Origin of the sequence: Streptomyces sp. NPDC059224, from assembly GCF_042754285.1 — a bacterium.
In the GTDB taxonomy this organism is placed as follows: domain Bacteria; phylum Actinomycetota; class Actinomycetes; order Streptomycetales; family Streptomycetaceae; genus Streptomyces.
Genome location: NZ_JBHZAN010000009.1, coordinates 1 through 19470, shown reverse-complemented (window position 1 = coordinate 19470; position 19470 = coordinate 1). Strand labels below are relative to the sequence as shown.

The following is a 19470-nucleotide window of genomic DNA, read 5'->3' as shown; positions in this document are numbered from 1 at the left end:
CGGGCTGGTTGCCGTCGGCCCCGTCCGGCACGGTAGCGTCGACCCTGCCATGGAATATCTTGCCTACATTCCCAGCCCTTCGCGCGGAGTGATCAATCTCGGTCCCATTCCGCTGCGCGGCTACGCCTTCTGCATCATCATCGGTGTCTTCGTAGCCGTCTGGCTCGGAAACAGGCGCTGGATCGCCCGGGGCGGGCGGGCCGGCACCGTGGCCGACATCGCCGTCTGGGCCGTACCGTTCGGCCTGGTCGGCGGGCGTCTCTACCACGTGATCACGGACTACGAGCTGTACTTCAGCGAGGGCCGTGACTGGGTCGACGCCTTCAAGGTGTGGCAGGGCGGCCTCGGTATCTGGGGCGCGATCGCGCTCGGTGCGGTGGGCGCCTGGATCGGCTGCCGGCGCCGGGGCATCCCGCTGCCGGCCTACGCCGACGCCATCGCCCCCGGCATCGCCTTCGCGCAGGCGATCGGCCGCTGGGGCAACTGGTTCAACCAGGAGCTGTACGGCCGCGAGACGCATGTGCCGTGGGCCCTGCACATCACCTCGTCCGAGGGCGGCCGGGTTCCCGGCTACTACCATCCGACCTTCCTGTACGAGTCGCTGTGGTGCGTCGGGGTCGGTTTCCTCGTGATCTGGGCCGGCCGCCGCTTCAAGCTGGGGCACGGCCGGGCGTTCGCGCTGTACGTCGCCGCGTACTGCGTGGGCCGTGGCTGGATCGAGTACATGCGCGTCGACGACGCCCACCACGTCCTCGGTCTGCGGCTCAACGACTGGACCGCGATGATCGTGTTCCTGCTCGCGGTGCTGTACCTGGTCCTGTCCGCGAAGAAGCGGCCGGGCCTGGAGGCGGTGGTCGAGCCGGATGCCCCCGACGGGGAGACCGAGGCGGACGCCGCCACCGAGGAGGCCGGTGAGGCCGGTGCGGGTGAGTCCGCCGAGCCCACCGGGTCCACCGACACCGCCGAGGCCGAGGAGGCTCCGGAGACGGAGTCCGCCAAGGAGGAGGACGAGGCCGAGGACGGGGCCGAGGACGGCGCCAAGGACGAGGCGGGGTCGGCGGCAAAGAAGAGCTGACCTGCCACGACACGACGAAGAGGGCGCCCGGATCGAACCGGGCGCCCTCTTCGCGTGCGGGCCGGCGGCGGGAGCCGGCGGGGATCAGCGGCGGTTCAGCAGGGACAGGGTTCTGCGGGCCGTGGCGACGACCGCCGCGTCGATGAAGCTGCCGTCCGGGAGGGCCTGGGCGCCCTGTTCCGTGGTCGCCGCCTTGATGATCTTCTCGGCCTGTTCCAGTTCGGCATGGGTGGGCAGGTAGGCGCGTTCGATGATCGGGAGCTGGCGGGGGTGGATGGCGGCGCGGCCCAGGAACCCCAGGGCGCGGCCACGGGCGCACGAGGTGGCGAGGCCCTTGAGGTCACGGGTGTCCGGGTGGACCGACTGGGGAGGCGGGGCGAGGCCCGCGGCCCGGGCGGCGACCACGATCCGGGAACGGGACCAGTCGAGGCCGATGTCGTCGTACACGCCCAGGTCGGCCTGGAGATCCGCCTCCCCGAGCGAGATGCCGCGCAGGGCGGGGTGGGCGGTGGCGATGGCGTAGGCGTGCTCGATGCCGAGGGCGGATTCGAGCAGTGCGTAGAGCGGGAGGCCGGCGGCCCGGGCCGCGACGTGGTGGATGTCGTCGGGGCCGGTCACCTTGGGCAGGCGCAGGCCGGCCAGGCCCGGGAGGCCCAGCAGGGCCCGGAGGTCGGCCTCGGCCCAGGGGGTGTCCAGGCCGTTGATCCGGACATGCACCGGCGCCGGCTGCGGGTGGGCCAGGAGGTCGGCGGTGGCGGCGCGGGCGCAGTCCTTGCGGTCGGGGGCGACGGCGTCCTCCAGGTCGATCACCACCACGTCCGCGCCGGAGCCCAGCGCCTTGGCGACGACGTGCGGGCGGTCACCGGGAACGTACAGCCAGGTCAGCGGGAAGGGGGCGGGGGTCATACGGCGCCCTCCTCGCGCAGGGCCAGCAGCTGGGCCGGGGTCAGCCCGAGTTCGGCGAGGACCTCGTCGGTGTCGGCACCGTGCGGCCGGCCGGTCCAGCGGATCGCGCCGGGGGTCGAGGAGAGCCGGAAGAGGACGTTCTGCATGCGCAGCGGACCCAGTTCGGGGTCGGGGACGGTGGTGACCGTGTCCAGCGCCAGGTACTGCGGGTCGTCCATCACGTCCCGTACGTCCTGGACGGGGGCGACCGCCGCCTCCGCCTTCTCGAACTCGGCCAGCACCTCGGCACGGGAGCGGACGGCGATCCAGTCGCCGACGGCCGCGTCGAGGACGTCGGAGTGCGCCGCCCGGTCGGCGCCGGTCGCGAACCACGGCTCCTCGATCAGGTCCGGGCGCCCGACCAGCCCCATCACGCGTTCCGCGATCGACTGCGCCGAGGTGGAGACGGCGACCCAGGTCCCGTCCGCCGTACGGTAGGTGTTGCGCGGGGCGTTGTTGGCGGAGCGGTTGCCGGTGCGCTCCTGCACGTAGCCGAGCTGGTCGTACCAGGTGGGCTGGGGGCCGAGGACGGTGAGGATCGGTTCGATGATCGCCATGTCGACGACCTGGCCCTCGCCGGTGCGGTCCCGGGCGGCGAGCGCGGTCATCACGGCGTACGCGGTCGCCAGCGCCGCGATGGAGTCGGCGAGCCCGAACGGCGGCAGTGTGGGCGGGGCGTCCGGATCGCCGGTGATCGCCGCGAAGCCGCTCATCGCCTCGGCGAGGGTGCCGAAGCCGGGGCGGTGGGCGTAGGGACCGAACTGGCCGAAGGCGGTGACCCGGGTCAGGATCAGCCGGGGGTTGGCGGCGGAGAGTTCCTCCCAGCCGAGGTCCCACTTCTCCAGGGTGCCGGGCCGGAAGTTCTCCACGATCACGTCGGCGGTGGCGGCGAGCCGGAGCAGCGTGGCGCGGCCACCCGGCTTGGACAGGTCGAGGGTGATCGTCCGCTTGTTGCGGCCGAGCAGCTTCCACCACAGGCCGATGCCCTGCTTGGCCGGGCCGTGCCCGCGGGAGGGGTCGGGTTTGGCGGGGTGCTCGACCTTGACGACCTCGGCGCCGAAGTCACCGAGCAGGGTCGCGGCGAGGGGGCCGGCGAAGAGGGTGGCGAGGTCGAGGACGCGCAGCCCGGAGAGGGGCTGGGGCTGTGTTGTCGTACTCATGCGGTGTACTGGGCCTCGATCTCCTGACGGTACGGCATGGACGTGGACGCCCCCTCCCGTTGCACGGCGAGCGCGGCCGCGGCCGCCGCCCAGGACAGGGCCTCCCGGATCGGCTTCTCCTCGGCCAGGGCGACCGCGAGGGCGCCGACGAAGGTGTCGCCCGCGCCCGTCGAGTCGACGGCTGTCACCCGGGGTGCCGGGATGACCAGGGGCGCGGCGTCGTGGGTGAGGTAGAGGCTGCCGGCCGCGCCGAGGGTGACGACGACCTGCGGCACCAGATTGAGCAGGGCGGCGGCCGCGTCGCGCGGGTCGGCGCGGTCGGTGAGGACGGCGGCCTCGCGCTCGTTGGCCACCAGCAGGTCGATGTTGTCGAGGAGTTCGGAGGGCAGGGCGCGGGTGGGGGACGGTGTGAGAACGGTCCGGACGCCGTGCCGGCGGGCGGCCTGGGCACCGGCGACGACCGCGGGCAGCGGGATCTCCAGCTGGAGCAGGAGCATGTCGGCGGAGGCGATGACACCCTCGTCGCCGGGGGCGAGATGGTCGACGGTGCCGTTGGCGCCGGGGATCACGACGATCGCGTTGCCGCCCTCCTCGTCCACGACGATGTGCGCGGTGCCGGAGGCGCACTCGATCGTGCGCAGCGAGTCGGTGTCCACGCCGGAGTGTTCGAGGGTCTCCCGCATCCGGACGCCGTAGGCGTCGTGGCCGACCGCGCCGATCATCGAGACGGTGGCGCCGGCGCGGGCGGCGGCGATCGCCTGGTTGGCGCCCTTGCCGCCGGGGACGGTACGGAAGTCCCGTCCGGTCACGGTCTCGCCGAGCTGCGGGGCCTTCTCGACGTACGCGACGAGGTCCATGTTCGTGCTGCCGAGTACGGCGATATGGGTCATGGGCGGGTCGCCTCCAGGTGGATGAGGTGGGCGAGGGTGTCGAAGCCGGTCCCGTCGAAGCCGCCGACGGAGGTGGCGAGCCGGTTCTTGAGCGGGGTCGTCCAGCGGTCGGGAAGGGCCTCGGGGTCGCCGGCGAGCAGTCCGGCGACGGAACCGGCCGTCGCGCCGTTCGAGTCGGTGTCCCAGCCGCCGCTCACCGCCCGGCAGACGGAGCCGGTGAAGTCGCCGTCCGCGTGGGTGAGGGCGGCGGCGATCAGCGCGGTGTTGGGGACGGCGTGCACCCAGTGGTGGGTGGGGGAGTGGGTGCGGTGGAGTTCGTCCACGACCGTCTCGAAGTCCTCGTGGGACTCGGCCAGCCGGATCGCCCGGTCGATCGCCTGCGCCAGCCGGGAGCGGGGCGGGATCACCGTGCGGCCGGAGCGCAGGCAGGCGTGGACGTCGCGGGTTCCCCCGGCGGCGGTGGCGATGGTGGCCGCCGTGAACATGGCCGCGTAGACGCCGTTGGCCGTGTGGGTGAGGGTGGCGTCGCGATGGGCCTGTTCGGCCGCGGCGGCCGGGTCGCCGGGGTTGGTCCAGCCGTGCACGTCGGCGCGGATCAGGGCGCCGATCCACTCGCGGAAGGGGTTGCGGTGGCGGGCGGTGTGCGGGGGTTCGACGCCGGTGAGGAGGTTGCGGTAGGCGATGCGCTCGGCGGTGAAGGTGCGTCCGGCGGGCAGTTCGTCGAGCCAGAGGGCGGCCACGTCGGTGGTGGTGAAGCCCCGGGTGCGGCGCTGGAGCAGGAGGAGGTTGAGGAGGGGGTAGTTGAGGTCGTCGTCCTCGGGCATGCCGTCGATGTTCTCGGCGAGGGAGGTGGCGGCCGAGCGGCGGTTCCAGGGGTGGGCGGCGAGGAGGCCGGCGGGGACGCCACGTGCGGTGAAGTAGTGGTGGAGGGGCCAGTTGGCGGTGGCCCGGGCGAGGTCGCGGATGGCGTGGAGGGGGAGTTTCTCGACGGGTTTGCCGAGCAGGCACCCGACGGCCCGGCCGAGCCAGGCGGCGTGGTAGGCGCGGGGGGAGGGGACGGGCGCCCCGTCAGGGGTGCGGGGAACTGCGCGATCAGCGCCCGCGTGGCCGCAGCCGCACGACGGTTGGCAGGACCCTCCCCCGTGCGCGTACGGCCACTGCGGACACAGCGCCTTGATCTCCTCCAGATCCGTCGGCTCGTTCAACCCGCTCGGCAGGTCTGCGAGTTCGTCCAGCAGGTCCTCCGCCAGCTGGCGCAGATAGCGGGACGCCCGGTGCGGCGACGCCCCCGCCCGGTCCGGCGCCTCCGCGCCCCCCGCCGCCCTCCAGCGTGCCTCGACGGCGCCGGGCTCCCGCCCGTCCTGGCGGGCCTGGCGGATCTCGTGGCCCAGCAGGTCCTCCGGCTGGACCCAGGTCAGGCGGAGCAACTCGGGCCTCCGAGGCGGGCGAAGGACTCCTCGTGGGCGCGTCGGCGTTCCGTGTCGCGGGTGAAGATCTCCCTGGTCACGGCGGCCAGCGCGCGGGGCGGCTCCCAGAGGTCGAGGCGGCTCGCCTCGGCGACGGGCTTCGACCACTCCTCGGGCACGGCGGAGCCCAGCGCACCGGCGATGGCACCGGCCATCGTCGCGATCGAGTCGCAGTCCCGGCCGTAGTTGACGGCGCCGAGGACGGCGTGCCGGTAGTCGCCGCCGGCCACCAGCAACATGCCGAGCGCGACCGGGAGTTCCTCGATCGCGTGGAGTCGGGAGGGGCGGCGGGCCCCCAGCGAGGGGGCACGGTAGTCGGCACCGACCGTGTCGTAGGGGGTGACCGCTTCCCGGAGGGGGGTGAGAGCGGACTCGAAGTCGCTGTGGTGCGCGGCCGCTTCACAGACCTCCTCGATCGCCGTTCGCGTGCCGTCCTTCGCCAGGGACAGGCACACGGCGACGACGGAGTCCGGTGTCGCCCCCGGCGCGGCGGCGGCCGCCACCGCCGCCGCGAAGACGCCCGCCGCCTCCCTGCCGTAGGACGACTGGTGGGCGCCGGCGATGTCCAGCGCCTCGGCGTACGCGGCCCGCGGGTTCGCCGCGTTGACCAGGCCGACCGGGGCCATGTACATCGCCGCGCCGCAGTTGACGATGTTGCCGGTGCCGGCCTCGCGGGGGTCGACGTGGCCGTAGTGCAGGCGGGCCGCCAGCCACTTCTCGGCGAGGAAGACCCGGTGGAGCGGGATGGTCTCGGTCTCCAGTTCCGGGATCCAGCGGGGGTTGGTCATCAGGTCCGGGACCAGGTGGTCGGCGATCGCGTACGCGTCGAGGTGGTCGCGGACGCGGTCGTACACCCGTACCAGCGCATGGGTCATCAAGGTGTCGTCGGTGACGTGCCCGTCACCCTTGTGGTACGGGGCGATGGGGCGGGCGGTGCGCCAGGCGTCGCCGTTCCAGGGGCCGACGATGCCGTGCACGCGGCCCCCGTGGCGTTCCAGGATCTGGTCGGCGGAGTAGCCCTCGACGGGACCGCCGAGGGCGTCGCCGACCGCGGCCCCGACGAGGGCTCCGGTGATCCGTTCGTCCAGCGAAGGTCCGGTGCTTTCTTGTGCTTTGGGCGTCATGAACCGAATCATCCACCTGGACGGGCCGGTTGTGTGGCTTCCAGGAGTTCGGCGAGTTCCACGAGGTCGGTGCCGGTGAGGCGGGGGAGGGCGCAGCCCGAGAGGGTGCGGCAGGCGTCCCGCCAGGGCGGCGGGATCGAGTCGCCGCCGCCGAGGGCGCCGGTGAGCGCGCCGGCCAGGGCGGGGGCCGAGTCGGCGACCCGGGAGAGACAGGCGGCGGCGGGGACGGCCTCGGCGATCCGGCCGTGGGCGGCGGTGGCGAGGGCCAGGGCGACCGGGACGGTCTCGGCGGCGGCGATGCCGTAGCTGTAGACGTGGTCGACGATTTGGTGTTCGAGGAGGGGGACGATGGCGAACGCCGTGTCGGCGGTGCCGGTGAGGGTCAGGGCGTGGCGGGCGTTGCGGCCGATCTCGGTGGCCGCGGGGAGTTCGGTCAGCGCGGCGGCCACGCAGGTCTCCACCTCGGCGCCGGCGAGGGCGAGCGCGATGGCCGCCGCCATCGCGCGGGCGCCGTGCACCCCGTCGCCGTCCTGGGTGTAGCGGGCGTCGAACTCGGCGAGGTCGGCGGCGCGTTGGGGGTCGCCGGGGTGGGCGACGGCGAGCGCGCAGGCGCGGACGCAGGCGGCGTCGTCGAAGTAGTGCGGGTTGTCGTGGCCGGTGGCGGGCGGGCGCAGGCCGGTGGCGAGGTTGCCGAGGCCGGCGCGGACGGAGATCCGGGCCCGCAGGGGCAGTACCGCCGACTCGATCTCCGGGGCGCGTTCGGCCGCGACGGCGACCTCGGAGGCGACGGCGGTCCAGGTGAGGTCGATGGCGGCGCGGGTGCGCAGCTCACGGCTGAGGTCGGCGAGAGCGGTGTCGTCGCCGGCGCGCAGGACGGCCTCCGCGGCGAAGACTGCCCACTCGGCGTCGTCGGAGGGACCGAGGCGGAGCGGCTCGGGGGGCTGGTTCAGGGCGATGGGGACGGGGAGGGTGGTGGTCGCGTTCTGCTCGGCGAAGGTGTCGAGCTCCCGGGTGAGACGGCGGGTCCACTCCGGCATGCGGGCGGCGCGGTGGCGCGCGGCGGGCCAGCCGGCCGCGTCGCCCGCGGCGAGGCCCAGCAGGAGCCCCTCGATACGGCGCCGCTTCACCGCTGTCCCTCGCTGATGCCGTCCCGTACGGGGGTCAGCTCCCGGGCCTCCCGGGCTTCCAGGTCCCCCGCCCGGCCACCGCCACCGCCGGCCGGCGGGGAGGCGGGCGTGCAGGGGTGCGGTCCGGTCGGCCGGGAGGCCGGTGCCGACGTCGCGGGGCGTGACTCCGCCGCGCTTGTCAGCAGTTCCGCCACCTCCAGTACGTGGTGCCCCGCCATCGAGGGGAGGCAGCTGCCACGGGCCGGGCCGATGGCCGTCGCCCACTCCCTCGGGATCGCCGCCTCTCCCTGGGTGGCTCCCGCCAGCGCGCCGGCCACCGCCGCCGTCGTGTCCGCGTCGCGGCCCATGTTGACGGCCGTCAGCACCGCCTCCCGGAAGTCGCCGTCCGCCGCGGCGTACGCGCCGAAGGCCAGGGCCACCGCCTCCGGGGCCAGGTCGGTCCACGGGTAGCCGCCGATGACGACCGCCGAGCGGACCGCGCGTTCGCCCCGGTGGGCCACCGAGACCGCCCGCCGCAGGGAGCGTGCCGTCCACGAGTCGTCCGGTACCACCGCCAACGCGGCCGCCACCACCGCGGTCGGCGGTGCGCCCGCCGTCGCCGCTGCCACCCCCGCGGCGACGGCCTGGCCGCCGTAGATGCCCTCGCCCTCATGGCTCACCGAACCGTCGATCGCGACCAGCCGGGCCGCCTCGGCCGGCCGGCCCGCCGCGAAGACGCCGAAGGGGGCCGCCCGCATGGCCAGGCCGTCGCTCCAGGCGTGCCGGTGCTGGGCGGAGATGGGGGCGGCGAGGCCCCTGCGGAGGTTCTCCAGGGTGCCGCGCTCGCTGAAGCCGGCGCCCTTGAACGGGCCCTCGGCGCGGTCGGCGATCCATTCGTGCCAGGCCGCCTCGACGTGGGCGGTGGTGAGCGCCGAGCCGTGGCGGGCGAGGAGCAGGCCGGAGAAGATCGCGTACTCGGTGTCGTCCGTGCCGGCCGGTCGCTCGGCGACGTACCCCGTGATGCGGCCCCAGCGGGCGCGGATCTCGGAGGGCTTCATGTTCTCCGCCGGCGCCCCGAGCGCGTCTCCCACGGCCAGGCCCAGCAGTGCGCCCCGGGCCCGGTCGGGCAGCGGGGAGGCGCGCTCTTCGGGGGCGGGGACCGAGGGGGTGCAGACCATCGATGACATGGGCGGGCCTCTCCGGGAGGGGTCCCGCGCCGGAGCGCGGGACCGTTTGCGGATGTGTCCCACCAACGGCGGTTGACCGCAGCCTGCTGCACCTTCACATCACCCGGTCGACATGTGTGCGCAACATCGCGCAGGTGAGCGTCGAGAAGCAAACCTGCAGCTTAGCCCAGCCTTTCCTTGCTGGCGGCGGGGAATGGCGAGGCATAGTGTCGAGGTTGTCAAAAGATGGAATCAGTCCAGACTTAGCTTTGCCTCGGCTTGTTCGAGGCTGTCGAGACCTTCTTCAGAGATCTTTGGGGGATCCGCATGGCCGTCATCGACACCCAGGCGACGCTGCACGAGGCGCACCGCGACAACCACACCCACCGGGACGTGAACGGAGGGTGGCTGCGGCCCGCGGTCTTCGGTGCCATGGACGGGCTCGTCTCCAACCTCGCTCTGATCACCGGTGTCGCCGGCGGAGCCGTCAGCCATCGGACCATCGTCATCACCGGCCTCGCGGGACTGGCCGCCGGCGCCTTCTCCATGGCCGCCGGCGAGTACACCTCCGTCGCCTCGCAGCGCGAGCTGGTCGAGGCCGAGCTGGACGTGGAGCGCGGGGAGCTGCGCAGGCATCCGCAGGACGAGGAGGCCGAGCTGGCCGCCCTCTACGAGGCGAGAGGGGTCGAGGCCCCGCTCGCCCGGGAGGTCGCCCGGCAGCTGTCCGCCGACCCGGAGCAGGCCCTGGAGATACACGCCCGCGAGGAGCTCGGCATCGACCCCGGTGACCTGCCCTCGCCGCTGGTCGCCGCCGTGTCGTCCTTCGGCTCGTTCGCGCTGGGCGCGCTGCTGCCCGTACTGCCCTACCTGCTCGGCGCCGCCGCGCTCTGGCCCGCCCTGCTGCTCGCGTTCGCCGGGCTGTTCGGCTGCGGTGCCGTGGTGGCCAAGGTGACCGCGCGGAGCTGGTGGTTCAGCGGTCTGCGGCAGCTCGCGCTGGGCGGCGCCGCGGCCGGTGTGACATACGCCCTGGGCAGCCTGTTCGGGACCGCCGTAGGATAGATCTGCCGCTACTTATGCGAGGGACCGCATAAGTAGCCGTTACTCGCTGGTTTCGAATGCTTAACCACTGGGCATGAGCCGTAAGCACCGCAGGCAAGGACGCCTGACGGGTACCTGTGGGGTGTCGGCGACGCTCACCCCCGCCCCCGCGGACCAATGGACACGGATCTGTCCGGATCGGTCCCCCATCACCTTCGCCGCATCAGCGGTACCCGGCCGTAAACCCCTACGGCGTCCGCATGTTGGAACGGTGTATCCAGTTCCCGAGAACCGCTCCATCATGTAACCTGCGTGAAATTTCGCAACAAAAACGCAGAGGGCCAGCGTCGTCCCTCGGCACCTGCTATATGCCACTGACGACGACGGGAGAGCCGATGCGTACGCCGCGCCAGCCGTCCCAGCACTCCACGAATGGCCTGAACTGGTCGTTCATGGATGCTCGCCCTGCTGTGCAGGGTATGTACGACCCCCGCAACGAGCGCGACGCCTGTGGCGTCGGCTTTGTGGCCACCCTCACCGGCGAGGCGAGCCACGCGCTGGTCGACCAGGCGCTCACGGTTCTGCGCAACCTGGAGCACCGCGGCGCGACCGGCTCCGAGCCGGACTCCGGTGACGGCGCCGGCCTGCTCTCCCAGGTGCCCGACGCCTTCTTCCGTGAGGTGGCCGGATTCGAGCTGCCGGCGGCCGGTTCGTACGCCGTCGGTATCGCCTTCCTGCCCGAGGAGGGAGCCCAGGACGCCGTCTCACGGATCGAGACGATCGCCGCGGAAGAGGGCCTGACGGTCCTCGGCTGGCGCGAGGTCCCGGTCGCCCCGCAGCTGCTCGGCGCCACCGCCCGCTCCACCATGCCGGTCTTCCGGCAGATCTTCGTCACGGACCACGCCAGCGAGGGCATCGCGCTGGACCGCAAGGCGTTCGTGCTGCGCAAGCGCGCCGAGCGCGAGGGGGGCGTCTACTTCCCCTCGCTGTCCGCTCGGACCATCGTCTACAAGGGCATGCTGACCACCGGCCAGCTGGAGCCCTTCTTCCCGGACCTGTCCGACCGGCGCTTCGCGTCCGCGATCGCGCTCGTGCACTCCCGGTTCTCCACCAACACCTTCCCGTCGTGGCCGCTCGCCCACCCCTACCGGTTCGTCGCCCACAACGGTGAGATCAACACCGTCAAGGGCAACCGGAACTGGATGGTCGCCCGCGAGTCCCAGCTGGTCTCCGACCTGTTCGGCCCGCAGGACAAGCTCGACCGCGTCTTCCCGATCTGTACGCCCGACGCCTCCGACTCGGCGTCCTTCGACGAGGTGCTGGAACTCCTGCACCTGGGCGGGCGTTCGCTGCCGCACTCCGTGCTGATGATGATCCCGGAGGCGTGGGAGAACCACGACTCCATGGACCCGGCCCGCCGCGCCTTCTACGGCTACCACTCCACGATGATGGAGCCCTGGGACGGCCCCGCCTGCGTCACCTTCACCGACGGCACCCAGGTCGGTGCCGTTCTCGACCGCAACGGTCTGCGCCCGGGCCGCTACTGGGTCACCGACGAGGGCCTGGTCGTCCTCGGCTCCGAGGTCGGCGTCCTCGACATCGACCCCGCCAAGGTCGTCCGCAAGGGCCGGCTGCAGCCCGGCCGGATGTTCCTCGTCGACACCGCCGAGCACCGCATCATCGAGGACGACGAGATCAAGGCCGGCCTCGCCGCCGCCCAGCCCTACGCCGAGTGGCTGGAGGCCGGCGAGATCGAGCTCTCCGACCTGCCCGAGCGCGAGCACATCGTGCACACCCACGCCTCGGTCACCCGCCGCCAGCAGACCTTCGGCTACACCGAGGAGGAGCTGCGGGTCCTCCTCGCGCCGATGGCCAAGGCCGGTGCCGAGCCGATCGGCTCCATGGGCACCGACTCGCCGATCGCCGCGCTGAGCGAGCGCCCGCGCCTGCTCTTCGACTACTTCACCCAGCTGTTCGCGCAGGTCACCAACCCGCCGCTGGACGCCATCCGCGAAGAGCTCGTCACCTCGCTGCGGTCCTCCCTCGGCCCGTCGGGCAACCTGCTCGACCCCAACGCCGCCTCCTGCCGCTCGGTCGTGCTGCCCTTCCCGGTGATCGACAACGACGAGCTGGCCAAGCTCATCCACATCAACGCCGACGGCGACATGCCCGGCTTCAAGGCCGCGACCCTGTCCGGTCTGTACCGGGTCTCCGGCGGCGGCGACGCGCTCGCCGCGCGCATCGAGGAGATCTGCGCCGAGGCCGACGCGGCCATCGAGAACGGCGCCCGGCTGATCGTCCTGTCGGACCGGCACTCGGACGCCGAGCACGCGCCGATCCCCTCGCTGCTGCTCACCGCGGCCGTCCACCACCACCTCATCCGCACCAAGCAGCGCACCCAGGTGGGCCTGCTCGTCGAGGCCGGTGACGTCCGCGAGGTCCACCACGTCGCCCTGCTGATCGGGTTCGGCGCCGCCGCCGTCAACCCGTACCTGGCCATGGAGTCCGTCGAGGACCTGACCCGCGCGGGCACCTTCCTGCCGGACATGGAGTCCGACCAGGCCATCCGGAACCTGATCTACGCCCTCGGCAAGGGCGTCCTGAAGGTCATGTCCAAGATGGGCATCTCCACGGTCGCCTCCTACCGGGGCGCCCAGGTCTTCGAGGCCGTCGGCCTGGACACCGCGTTCGTCGAGAAGTACTTCAACGGCACCGCCACCAAGATCGGCGGCGTCGGCATCGACGTCATCGCCAAGGAGGTGGCCGCCCGCCACGCCAAGGCCTACCCGGCCTCCGGCATCGCGCCGGCCCACCGCGCCCTGGACATAGGCGGCGAGTACCAGTGGCGCCGCGAGGGCGAGCCGCACCTGTTCGACCCGGAGACGGTCTTCCGCCTCCAGCACTCGACGCGGGCCAACCGCTACGACATCTTCAAGAAGTACACGGACCGGGTGAACGAGCAGTCCGAGCGGCTGATGACGCTCCGCGGGCTCTTCGGCTTCAAGAGCGACCGTCCGTCGATCTCCGTCGACGAGGTCGAGCCGGTCTCCGAGATCGTCAAGCGCTTCTCCACCGGCGCCATGTCCTACGGCTCCATCTCGCGCGAGGCCCACGAGACCCTCGCCATCGCCATGAACCAGCTGGGCGGCAAGTCCAACACCGGTGAGGGCGGCGAGGACCCGGACCGGCTCTACGACCCGGCACGGCGCAGCGCCATCAAGCAGGTCGCCTCCGGCCGCTTCGGCGTGACCTCCGAGTACCTGGTCAACGCCGACGACATCCAGATCAAGATGGCACAGGGCGCCAAGCCCGGCGAGGGCGGCCAGCTGCCCGGCCACAAGGTCTACCCGTGGGTCGCCAGGACCCGGCACTCCACCCCGGGCGTCGGCCTGATCTCCCCGCCGCCGCACCACGACATCTACTCCATCGAGGACCTGGCCCAGCTGATCCACGACCTCAAGAACGCGAACCCGCAGGCGCGGATTCACGTCAAGCTGGTCTCCGAGGTCGGCGTCGGCACGGTCGCCGCGGGCGTGTCGAAGGCCCACGCGGACGTCGTACTCATCTCCGGCCACGACGGCGGCACCGGCGCCTCCCCGCTGACCTCGCTGAAGCACGCGGGCGGCCCCTGGGAGCTGGGCCTGGCCGAGACCCAGCAGACCCTGCTGCTCAACGGCCTGCGGGACCGGATCGTCGTGCAGACCGACGGCCAGCTGAAGACCGGCCGGGACGTGGTCATCGCCGCGCTGCTCGGCGCCGAGGAGTTCGGTTTCGCCACCGCGCCGCTCGTCGTCTCCGGCTGCATCATGATGCGGGTCTGCCACCTCGACACCTGCCCGGTCGGCGTCGCCACCCAGAACCCGGTGCTGCGCGACCGCTTCTCCGGCAAGGCCGAGTACATCGTGAACTTCTTCCGGTTCATCGCCGAGGAGGTCCGCGAGATCCTCGCCGAGCTGGGCTTCCGTTCCATCGAGGAGGCCGTCGGCCACGCCGAGTCGCTCGACGTCACCCGTGCCGTGAACCACTGGAAGGCGCAGGGCCTTAACCTGGCCCCGCTCTTCCACGTGCCCGAGCTGCCCGAGGGCGCGTCCCTGCACCAGACCGTCGCCCAGGACCACGGCCTGGAGAAGGCCCTGGACAACGAGCTGATCAAGCTCGCCTCGGACGCCCTGGCCGCCTCCAGCGCCACCGACGCCCAGCCGGTGCGTGCCCAGATCAAGGTCCGCAACATCAACCGCACGGTCGGCACCATGCTCGGCCACGAGGTGACGAAGAAGTTCGGCGGCGCCGGCCTGCCCGAGGACACCATCGACATCACGTTCACCGGCTCGGCGGGCCAGTCCTTCGGCGCCTTCCTGCCGCGCGGTGTCACCCTCCGCCTGGAGGGCGACGCCAACGACTACGTCGGCAAGGGCCTCTCCGGCGGCCGGATCATCGTGCGCCCCGACCGCAACGCCGACCATCTCGCCGAGTTCTCCACGATCGCGGGCAACACCATCGCGTACGGCGCGACCGGCGGCGAGCTGTTCCTGCGCGGTCGTACCGGCGAGCGGTTCTGCGTCCGCAACTCCGGTGCGCTGGTGGTCTCGGAGGGTGTGGGCGACCACGGCTGCGAGTACATGACCGGCGGTCACGCGGTGGTCCTGGGCGAGACGGGCCGCAACTTCGCGGCCGGCATGTCCGGTGGCATCGCCTACGTCATCGACCTGGACCACGACAACGTCAACATCGGCAACGTGGACGCCGTCGAGGCCCTGGACGACACGGACAAGCAGTGGCTGCACGACGTGGTGCGCCGGCACGCGGAGGAGACCGGCTCCACGGTCGCCGAGAAGCTGCTCGCCGACTGGGACACGGCCGTACGGCGATTCAGCAAGATCATCCCCAGCACGTACAAGGCAGTGCTCGCCGCCAAGGACGCCGCCGAGCGAGCGGGTCTCTCCGAGACCGAGATCACCGAGAAGATGATGGAGGCGGCGACCAATGGCTGACCCGAAGGGCTTCCTGAACCACGGCCGCGAGGTCGCCCGGAGCCGTCCCGTCACCGAACGCGTCCAGGACTGGAACGAGGTCTACGTCCCCGGCTCGCTGCTGCCGATCATCAGCAAGCAGGCCAGCCGGTGCATGGACTGCGGCATCCCGTTCTGCCACAACGGCTGTCCGCTCGGGAACCTGATCCCCGAGTGGAACGACTTCGCCTACCGCGAGGACTGGACGGCCGCCTCGGAGCGCCTGCACGCGACCAACAACTTCCCGGAGTTCACCGGCCGCCTCTGCCCGGCCCCGTGCGAGTCGGCGTGCGTGCTCGGCATCAACCAGCCGGCCGTCACCATCAAGAACGTCGAGGTCTCGATCATCGACAAGGCGTGGGACGCGGGCACCGTCGCCCCGCAGGCCCCCGAGCGCCTGTCCGGCAAGACCGTCGCCGTGATCGGCTCGGGCCCCGCGGGTCTGGCCGCCGCCCAACAGCTGACCCGGGCCGGCCACACGGTCGCCGTCTACGAGCGCGCCGACCGCGTCGGCGGTCTGCTCCGCTACGGCATCCCCGAGTTCAAGATGGAGAAGCGGCACATCAACCGCCGTATCGAGCAGATGCGCGCGGAGGGCACCCGCTTCCGTACCGGTATCGAGATCGGCCGTGACCTCAAGGCGACCGACCTGAAGAAGCGGTACGACGCGGTCGTGATCGCCGCCGGCGCCACGACCGCCCGTGACCTGCCGGTCCCGGGACGCGAACTGAACGGCGTCCACCAGGCGATGGAGTACCTGCCGCTGTCGAACAAGGTCCAGGAGGGCGACTACGTCACCTCCCCGATCTCGGCCGAGGGCAAGCACGTGGTCGTCATCGGCGGCGGCGACACCGGAGCGGACTGCGTGGGCACCGCCCACCGCCAGGGCGCGGCCTCCGTCACCCAGCTGGAGATCATGCCCAGGCCGGGCGAGGACCGGGCGGCGCACCAGCCGTGGCCGACCTTCCCGATGCTGTACAAGGTCACCTCGGCGCACGAGGAGGGCGGTGAGCGGGTCTACTCCGTCTCCACCACCCACTTCGAGGGCGACGAGGACGGCAACGTCCAGTGGCTGCACCTCACCGAGGTGGAGTTCGTCGACGGCAGGCTGACGCCGAAGCCGGGCACCGAGCGCCGGATCCCGGCCCAGCTGGTCACACTCGCCATGGGCTTCACCGGCACCGACCGGGACAACGGCCTGGTCGAGCAGTTCGGTCTCGACCTCGACGAGCGCGGCAACGTCGCCCGCGACGCAGAGTTCCAGACCAACGTGCCCGGCGTCTTCGTCGCCGGTGACGCCGGCCGCGGCCAGTCCCTGATCGTGTGGGCGATCGCGGAGGGCCGCTCGGCCGCCAAGGGCGTCGACCGCTTCCTGACCGGAGCGAGCGAACTCCCGGCCCCGATCCGGCCGACGGACCGTTCGCTGACGGTCTGACCCCCGAAGAAACTCCCGTACAACGGCGTACGGAACAGTGACGGCGCCTGCCCCACAGTCCCCGACCGGACGACTGGGCAGGCGCCGCCGCGTCTCCGCGGTCAAGTAACCTCGGCCTCCTGAACCAGGGCGAGGGGGAACAGGGCATGGCGGCGATCAGTCTCAGCAAGGTGGAGGAGACCGCGCCCGCGCTGGTCGGCGCCTACCGCTCCGCCGGGGTCTCCCTCGCCAAACACGGTCTCGACGGACTGCGCGCCGCCGTCTACCTGGTCGTCGACTACTCCGGCTCCATGAAGCCGTACTACGCGGACGGCAGCGTGCAGAGGCTCGCCGACCGGGTCCTCGGCCTCTCCGCGCACCTGGACGACGACGGGCGGGTGCCCGTCGTCTTCTTCTCCACCGACGTCGACGCGGTCGCCGACATCGAACTCGCCGGGCACGAGGGCCGTATCGAGAAGATCGCGGCCGGGCTCGGGCACATGGGGAAGACCAGCTACCACCTGGCCATGGACGCCCTCATCGACCACTACCTGGACAGCGGCGCCACCGCGCCCGCCCTGGTCGTCTTCCAGACCGACGGCGGCCCGATCAACAAGCCCGCCGCCGAACGCTACCTGTGCAAGGCGGCCAGGCTGCCGTTGTTCTGGCAGTTCGTCGGCTTCGGCGACCCGCACAGCAGGCAGTTCGACTTCCTGCGCAAGCTCGACGAACTGGCGGTGCCGGGCAAGCGCGTGGTGGACAACGCGGGTTTCTTCCACGCCGGTTCGGACCCGGGGAAGGTGCCGGACGGTGAGCTGTACGACCGTCTCGTCGGCGAGTTCCCGCGATGGCTGGCGGCGGCGCGGGCGGCGGGCGTCGTGCGGGGCGACTGAGCCGGCCGACTTTACGCGGCCCCGTTGGCTGTAGCGCCGCGGCGTGCCACCCTGAGGGGTGATCCGGCGGGGAGGCGACGCGACGTATGGACGACGCGGCACGAACGGTGAACGGCTCGGTACGGGCGGGGACTTCGGCCGGCAGGGTGAACCCGCCCGGCAAGGGTGAGAGGCTCGCGGACTGGGCCGACGGGCGCCTTGGGATATACGGCCTGGCCAAGGCCAACATGCGCAAGGTGTTCCCGGACCACTGGTCCTTCATGCTGGGCGAGGTCTGCCTGTACAGCTTCCTCATCCTGATCCTGACGGGCATCTACCTCACCCTGTTCTTCGAGCCCAGCGGCGCCGAGGTGGTCTACCACGGCTCCTACGAGCCGATGAACGGCATCGTCATGACCAAGGCGTACGAGTCGACCCTGCACATCAGCTTCGACGTGCGCGGCGGACTGCTGATCCGGCAGATCCACCACTGGGCGGCGCTGGTCTTCGTGGCCGGGATGTTCGTCCACATGATGCGGGTGTTCTTCACCGGCGCCTTCCGCAAGCCGCGCGAGGTCAACTGGCTGTTCGGGTGGACCCTGCTGTTCCTCGCCATCCTCACCGGCCTGACCGGCTACTCGCTCCCGGACGACCTGCTCTCGGGCACCGGAGTCCGGTTCGCCGACGGCGCGATCCTGTCGGTCCCGATCGTCGGCTCGTACATCTCGTTCTTCCTGTTCGGCGGCGAGTTCCCGGGCCACGACATCATCTCCCGGTTCTTCCCGATCCACGTCCTGCTGCTGCCCGGGATCATGCTGGGGCTGGTGGTGGCCCACCTGATCCTGGTCTTCTACCACAAGCACACCCAGTACCCCGGCCCCGGACGCGATCAGAAGAGCGTCGTCGGCATGCCCTTCCTGCCGGTCTACATGGCCAAGGCCGGGGGCTTCTTCTTCCTCACCTTCGGCATCCTCGCGATCATCGGCGCCATCGCCACCATCAACCCGGTGTGGGCGTTCGGGCCCTACCGCCCGGACCTGGTCACCACGGGCGCGCAGCCCGACTGGTACCTCGGCTTCTCCGAGGGACTGATCCGCGTCATGCCCGGCTGGGAGATCAACGCCTGGGGCCACACCCTGGAGCTGGGCGTCTTCATCCCCTTCTCGGTCTTCCCGCTCTTCCTGCTGGCCATCGGGGTCTACCCGTTCGTCGAGGCGTGGATCACCGGCGACAAGCGCGAGCACCACATCCTCGACCGCCCGCGCAACGTCCCCGTCCGCACCGCCCTCGGCGTGGCCTGGCTCAGCATCTACGGCGTCCTGCTGATCGGCGGCGGCAACGACGTCGTCGCCACCCATCTCCATCTCTCCATCAACGCGATCACCTGGTTCGTGCGGATCTCCGTCTTCGTCGCCCCCGTCCTCGCCTTCGTCACCACCAAGCGGATCTGTCTCGGCCTGCAGCTCCGGGACCGCGACAAGGTGCTGCACGGCAGGGAGACCGGCCTCATCAAGATGCTTCCGCACGGCGAGTACATCGAGGTCCACGAACCCCTCAGCCAGGGCAGCCTGTTCGTCCTCACCCAGCACGAACAGAACCCGCCCTACGAGATCGGCCCGGCCGAGGACGCGAACGGGGTACGCCGCAGGGTCACCCTCGTCCAGCGGGTCCGCGCGAGCCTGGCGAAGGGCATGTACGGCCCGGACACCCACGTCCCGAAGCCGACCCGGGAGGAGTTCAGGGAACTGACCAGCGGCGATCACCACTAGGCCGTGTCTGACAATGATCACGATGCTGGTTGGCGGAGCCACAGGATGAGCGAGGCGAGTTCGAGTCCGGCCTGGTAGCGGGTGGCGAGTTTGTCGAAGTGGGTTGCGACGGCGCGGAACTGTTTGAGCCGGTTGACGCATCTCTCCACGACGTTGCGGTGTCTGTACGCCTGTGCGTCGAAGACGGGCGGACGGCCTCCCCGGGAGCCCCGGCGGAGCCGATTGGCCTGCTGGTCTCGACGTTCCGGGATGGTGGCGGCGATGCCGTGACGTCTGCACCACGCGCGAATAGCCCGGGATGAGTACGCCTTGTCGCCCAAGACTCTGTCCGGGCGGGTACGGGGACGACCCCGCCCGGCACGTGGGATGCGGATCGCGTCCATCACCGAAACGAACATGGTGGAGTCGTTGACGTTACCCGGCGTGAGAACCAGGG

At 71.6% G+C, this 19470-nt stretch carries 14 protein-coding genes; 6 read left to right on the top strand and 8 right to left on the bottom strand.

The genetic code is table 11. The features are described 5' to 3' along the window. The first annotated feature begins 49 nt into the window (after positions 1-49). Positions 50-1075 (top strand): prolipoprotein diacylglyceryl transferase, encoded by a 1026-nt coding sequence (gene lgt / locus ACFXI4_RS11335; protein WP_384989530.1) that lies wholly within the window; start codon positions 50-52, stop codon positions 1073-1075. A gap of 84 nt (positions 1076-1159) precedes the next feature. On the opposite strand, the gene ACFXI4_RS11330 is transcribed toward lgt, so the two are convergent. From ACFXI4_RS11330 to ACFXI4_RS11300, 7 genes are read right to left on the bottom strand one after another with little or no spacing between them, the layout of a single operon-like run. After that, a complete protein-coding gene (locus ACFXI4_RS11330; protein WP_384989528.1) occupies positions 1160-1981 on the bottom strand; it encodes an HpcH/HpaI aldolase/citrate lyase family protein in 822 nt (273 codons plus the stop codon). Continuing rightward, a complete protein-coding gene (locus tag ACFXI4_RS11325) occupies positions 1978-3180 on the bottom strand; it encodes a CaiB/BaiF CoA transferase family protein (protein ID WP_384989526.1) in 1203 nt (400 codons plus the stop codon). The genes ACFXI4_RS11330 and ACFXI4_RS11325 overlap by 4 nt, the downstream gene beginning before the upstream one ends. After that, positions 3177-4070, bottom strand: coding sequence for a ribokinase (gene rbsK / locus ACFXI4_RS11320; protein WP_384989524.1), 894 nt, complete (start codon positions 4068-4070; stop codon positions 3177-3179). The genes ACFXI4_RS11325 and rbsK overlap by 4 nt, the downstream gene beginning before the upstream one ends. Continuing rightward, positions 4067-5497 carry an ADP-ribosylglycohydrolase family protein gene (locus ACFXI4_RS11315; protein WP_384989523.1) on the bottom strand — a complete coding sequence of 477 codons (1431 nt, stop codon included), beginning with the start codon at positions 5495-5497 and terminating at the stop codon, positions 4067-4069. Before ACFXI4_RS11315 ends, rbsK begins: the two co-directional genes overlap by 4 nt. Then, the gene (locus tag ACFXI4_RS11310) at positions 5485-6660 is read right to left on the bottom strand and encodes an ADP-ribosylglycohydrolase family protein (RefSeq protein WP_384989521.1); all 1176 of its coding nucleotides are present in this window, start codon (positions 6658-6660) and stop codon (positions 5485-5487) included. The genes ACFXI4_RS11315 and ACFXI4_RS11310 overlap by 13 nt, the downstream gene beginning before the upstream one ends. An 8-nt stretch (positions 6661-6668) precedes the next feature. Beyond that, the gene (locus ACFXI4_RS11305) at positions 6669-7901 is read right to left on the bottom strand and encodes an ADP-ribosylglycohydrolase family protein (protein WP_384989790.1); all 1233 of its coding nucleotides are present in this window, start codon (positions 7899-7901) and stop codon (positions 6669-6671) included. Then, positions 7784-8953: an ADP-ribosylglycohydrolase family protein gene (locus ACFXI4_RS11300; protein WP_384989520.1), complete on the bottom strand. Its 1170-nt coding sequence runs from the start codon at positions 8951-8953 to the stop codon at positions 7784-7786. Before ACFXI4_RS11300 ends, ACFXI4_RS11305 begins: the two co-directional genes overlap by 118 nt. 306 nt (positions 8954-9259) lie before the next feature. Between ACFXI4_RS11300 and ACFXI4_RS11295 the strand changes: the two genes are divergently transcribed. The 5 genes from ACFXI4_RS11295 to ACFXI4_RS11275 all read left to right on the top strand — a co-directional run bounded on the left by ACFXI4_RS11295 (position 9260) and on the right by ACFXI4_RS11275 (position 19034). Further along, positions 9260-9991 (top strand): VIT1/CCC1 transporter family protein, encoded by a 732-nt coding sequence (locus ACFXI4_RS11295; protein WP_384989519.1) that lies wholly within the window; start codon positions 9260-9262, stop codon positions 9989-9991. Positions 9992-10365: 374 nt separating this feature from the next. Then, entirely contained in the window at positions 10366-14961 is a 4596-nt protein-coding gene (gene gltB, locus ACFXI4_RS11290) for a glutamate synthase large subunit (RefSeq protein ID WP_384989518.1), read from the top strand. After that, complete coding sequence (locus tag ACFXI4_RS11285; protein WP_384989517.1) at positions 14954-16414, top strand: glutamate synthase subunit beta; 1461 nt, start codon at positions 14954-14956, stop codon at positions 16412-16414. Before gltB ends, ACFXI4_RS11285 begins: the two co-directional genes overlap by 8 nt. A 146-nt stretch (positions 16415-16560) precedes the next feature. Beyond that, entirely contained in the window at positions 16561-17286 is a 726-nt protein-coding gene (locus tag ACFXI4_RS11280; protein ID WP_384989516.1) for a VWA domain-containing protein, read from the top strand. A gap of 86 nt (positions 17287-17372) precedes the next feature. Further along, the gene (locus ACFXI4_RS11275) at positions 17373-19034 is read left to right on the top strand and encodes a cytochrome bc complex cytochrome b subunit (RefSeq protein ID WP_384989514.1); all 1662 of its coding nucleotides are present in this window, start codon (positions 17373-17375) and stop codon (positions 19032-19034) included. Positions 19035-19051: 17 nt separating this feature from the next. Here ACFXI4_RS11275 and ACFXI4_RS11270 read toward each other — a convergent pair. Beyond that, a partial coding sequence (locus tag ACFXI4_RS11270) for a transposase (protein ID WP_384989512.1) occupies positions 19052-19470 on the bottom strand: 419 nt, incomplete at its 5' end.